Origin of the sequence: Psychroserpens sp., assembly GCF_045105015.1 — a bacterium.
GTDB lineage: Bacteria > Bacteroidota > Bacteroidia > Flavobacteriales > Flavobacteriaceae > Psychroserpens.
The window spans coordinates 1-3821 of record NZ_JBGCCX010000082.1; the positions used below are offsets into that span (position 1 = coordinate 1).

The 3821-nt window shown below is 33.1% G+C and carries 5 protein-coding genes; all 5 read left to right on the top strand.

The genetic code is table 11. The features are described from left to right. Positions 1-52 precede the first annotated feature (52 nt). Positions 53-382 (top strand): HesB/IscA family protein, encoded by a 330-nt coding sequence (locus AB8B90_RS06400; RefSeq protein WP_405334877.1) that lies wholly within the window; start codon positions 53-55, stop codon positions 380-382. A 9-nt stretch (positions 383-391) separates the two neighbouring features. Then, the gene (gene sufB / locus AB8B90_RS06405) at positions 392-1840 is read left to right on the top strand and encodes a Fe-S cluster assembly protein SufB (RefSeq protein WP_405334879.1); all 1449 of its coding nucleotides are present in this window, start codon (positions 392-394) and stop codon (positions 1838-1840) included. A 23-nt stretch (positions 1841-1863) separates the two neighbouring features. After that, entirely contained in the window at positions 1864-2292 is a 429-nt protein-coding gene (locus AB8B90_RS06410; protein WP_405334881.1) for a hypothetical protein, read from the top strand. Positions 2293-2306: 14 nt separating this feature from the next. Then, positions 2307-3059 (top strand): Fe-S cluster assembly ATPase SufC, encoded by a 753-nt coding sequence (sufC, locus tag AB8B90_RS06415; protein ID WP_405334882.1) that lies wholly within the window; start codon positions 2307-2309, stop codon positions 3057-3059. 19 nt (positions 3060-3078) lie between these two features. Beyond that, positions 3079-3821 (top strand): SufD family Fe-S cluster assembly protein (locus tag AB8B90_RS06420; RefSeq protein ID WP_405334884.1); only part of this gene is annotated, 743 nt, incomplete at its 3' end.

The window sequence follows — 3821 nt, forward strand, 5'->3', positions numbered from 1 at the left end:
GGCTACTTATACCTTATATTTGCAATCTATTTAGAAATAATCTACATAAGAAATGATAAAAGTATCAGATACTGCTAAGAAGAAAGTCATCGAACTTATGAACGATGATGGATTTAACAGCGCCACAGATTTTATTCGTGTAGGTGTAAAAAGTGGTGGTTGTTCAGGATTGTCATACGACCTGAAATTTGATAAAGAACAAAAAGAAGAAGATAAAGTTTTTGAAGATAATGATGTAAAAATTATTGTGGATAAAAAGAGCTTTTTATATCTCATAGGAACGACTCTAGAATACTCAGGCGGTCTTAATGGAGCAGGTTTTGTGTTTAACAATCCAAATGCCAACAGAACATGTGGTTGTGGCGAATCATTTTCACTTTAAAAGATAATTATGTCAAAATATACTGAAGACGATTTAAGGGAAGAATTGAAAACCAAAGAATATGAATATGGTTTTTATACAGATATTGAATCTGAAACATTTCCAATTGGCTTAAATGAAGCTATTGTTCGAGCAATTTCAAAAAAGAAGGAAGAGCCCGAATGGATGACAGAATGGCGACTAGAAGCCTTTCGTATTTGGCAAGAAATGGAAGAACCAGATTGGGCAAACGTGAATTATGAAAAGCCTGATTTTCAAGGAATATCTTATTATTCAGCTCCAAACAGCAAACCTAAATACGATAGTATTGATGAGGTCGATCCAGAATTATTAGCAACTTTTGAAAAGTTAGGAATATCTCTTGATGAACAAAAAAAGTTAGCTGGTGTTGCTATGGATGTGGTTGTCGATTCAGTATCTGTAGCTACAACGTTTAAAAAGACACTTGCTGAAAAAGGGATTATTTTTATGAGTATTTCTGAAGCTATTCAGGAATATCCAGATTTGGTAAAAAAACATATTGGAACAGTAGTTCCTCAAAAAGATAATTATTATGCGGCACTAAACTCCGCAGTATTTAGTGATGGCAGCTTCTGCTATATACCGAAAGGTGTTCGCTGTCCAATGGAACTGTCTACATATTTTAGAATTAACCAAGCAGGTACTGGTCAATTTGAAAGAACACTAGTTATTGCAGACGAAGGTAGTTATGTGAGTTACCTTGAAGGTTGTACAGCTCCTAGCCGTGATGAGAATCAACTTCATGCAGCTGTAGTAGAATTAATTGCTTTAGATGCTGCTGAAATAAAGTATTCTACAGTTCAAAATTGGTATCCAGGAAACGCTGAAGGAAAAGGAGGTGTTTACAATTTTGTAACTAAAAGAGGATTGTGTGAAACCAATGCTAAAATTTCTTGGACACAAGTTGAAACCGGATCTGCTGTTACATGGAAATATCCTAGTTGCGTATTGAAAGGTGATAATTCCGTAGGTGAATTTTACTCTATAGCAGTAACTAACAATTACCAACAAGCTGATACAGGGACTAAAATGATTCACCTTGGAAATAACACAAAATCAACAATTATTTCAAAAGGAATATCTGCTGGTAAATCACAAAATTCATACAGAGGTTTAGTACAAATTAGTTCGAGAGCAAAAGACGCTCGTAATTTTTCTCAATGTGATAGTCTATTAATGGGTAACGAATGTGGAGCACACACATTTCCTTACATAGAAGCAAATAACAAAACAGCTCAAATTGAGCATGAGGCTACAACAAGTAAAATTGGCGAAGACCAGATTTTCTATTGTAACCAAAGAGGGATTGATACTGAAAAAGCGATTGCATTAATTGTCAATGGTTTTAGTAAAGAAGTCTTGAATAAATTACCAATGGAATTTGCGGTTGAAGCTCAAAAACTATTAGAAATTAGTTTAGAAGGCTCAGTAGGATAATTACTAATTATGTATAATTTAAAATGAAAAAAATACTTACAATCCTAATAGTTGCTGCTGTTTTTACAGCTTGTAAAAGTGATGTTAAAAAAGAATCGTCTCTAGATGTTGAAGCTGTAGAAAACGAAAATACAGCGAAAAAGAGCGATGGGATGAGAACCTTAGTAGGACAGTTTATATACTATGCTGATGCTGCGGTATTACAAACTAAAAGTGATATTTATGGTGTCGTGATTAATGATAAAATGCACGAGCTAAATGATATGGCTAAAGTTTATAAAAACGAGCCAACAGATTATGTTACCGTACAAATAAAAGGTACATTAATTCCAAAACCTGAAGGCGAAGAAGGTTGGCCGTTTAAAATTGATATTAAAGAAATTGATAATGTAAAAAAATACAAGTCTAATGAAAATGACGTCATCAAATTAGGAGATGATTCAGTAGAATAATTGAAAAAAGTATTATGTTAAAAATAAATAATTTACACGCAAGTGTTGAAGATAAAGCCATTTTAAAAGGAATTAACTTAGAAGTTAAACCGGGTGAAGTACATGCTATTATGGGACCAAACGGTTCAGGTAAAAGTACTTTGGCTTCAGTTATCGCAGGAAAAGAAGAATATGAGGTTGAAAAAGGAGAGATCCTTTTAGATAACGAGAATATTGATGAATTAGCTGCCGAAGAAAGAGCTCACAAAGGCATCTTTTTGTCGTTTCAGTATCCTGTTGAAATTCCTGGTGTTTCAGTAACTAACTTTATGAAAACGGCTATTAATGAAACACGAAAAGCTAAAGGTCTTGATGACATGCCAGCTAATGAAATGTTGAAACTCATTCGAGAAAAATCTGAAATGCTTGAAATCGATCGTAAGTTTTTATCACGTTCTCTTAACGAAGGCTTTTCAGGTGGAGAAAAGAAGCGTAACGAGATTTTCCAAATGGCTATGTTAGAACCAAAATTGGCGATTCTTGATGAAACAGATTCTGGTTTAGATATCGATGCTTTACGTATCGTTGCTAATGGTGTCAATAAGTTAAAAAGTAAAGACAATGCTGTAATTGTAATTACGCATTACCAACGTTTGTTAGATTATATTGTTCCAGATTTTGTACACGTATTGCATAACGGACGAATTGTTAAATCAGGAACCAAAGAGTTGGCTCATGAGTTAGAAGAAAAAGGTTACGATTGGATTAAAGAAGAAGTAAACGCTTAAGTAATCATCAATAGCAAAAATGGATTTAAAAGATAAATTAGTATCGTCATTTATGGCTTTCGAAAATCAGGTAGATATCGATGCTCCTGTTCATGATGTTCGAAGTGAAGCTATAAAAACATTTGAAGATTTAGGCTTTCCTTCTAAACGTGACGAAGCTTGGAAATATACATCACTTAATACTATTCTTAAGCATGATTATAGTGTGTTTCCAAAAAAAGAAAACGCATTAGAATATAGAGATGTTAAGAAATATTTCATCTACGATATTGATAGCTATAAGATTGTTTTTATCGATGGGAAATATTCATCTCACTTATCTCAAACTACTCACGATGGTATAGATGTTTGTTTAATGTCAGCGGCCTTATCAAAGCCAAAGTATCGCATTCTTATTGAAAATTATTTTAATAAAGCTGCTACTAAAGATAGTTTGTCGTCATTAAATACTGCATTTTCACAAGAAGGCGCTTATATTCACATTCCAAAAAATAAAGTGGTTGAAAAACCAATTCAAATTTTGCATTTTTCAACAGGAAATGAATCTGCTTTAATGCTACAACCTCGTAATTTAATTGTTGTTGATGAAAATTCGCATGTACAAATTATTGAACGTCATCAAAGCTTAACTGAAAACCCTGTATTAACCAATAGTGTTACTGAAATTTTTACGAATAAGCGTGCTATTGTTGATTATTATAAGATTCAGAATGACAACCAAAATGCATCGCTAATCGATCACACATTTGTAAAACAAAAACG

Excerpts from the sequence above, each read along its gene's own strand:
- AB8B90_RS06400 (WP_405334877.1), top strand. The coding sequence starts at position 53 with ATGATAAAAGTATCAGATACTGCTAAGAAGAAAGTCATCGAACTTATG.
- sufB (WP_405334879.1), top strand. The coding sequence starts at position 392 with ATGTCAAAATATACTGAAGACGATTTAAGGGAAGAATTGAAAACCAAA.
- AB8B90_RS06410 (WP_405334881.1), top strand. The coding sequence starts at position 1,864 with ATGAAAAAAATACTTACAATCCTAATAGTTGCTGCTGTTTTTACAGCT.
- sufC (WP_405334882.1), top strand. The coding sequence starts at position 2,307 with ATGTTAAAAATAAATAATTTACACGCAAGTGTTGAAGATAAAGCCATT.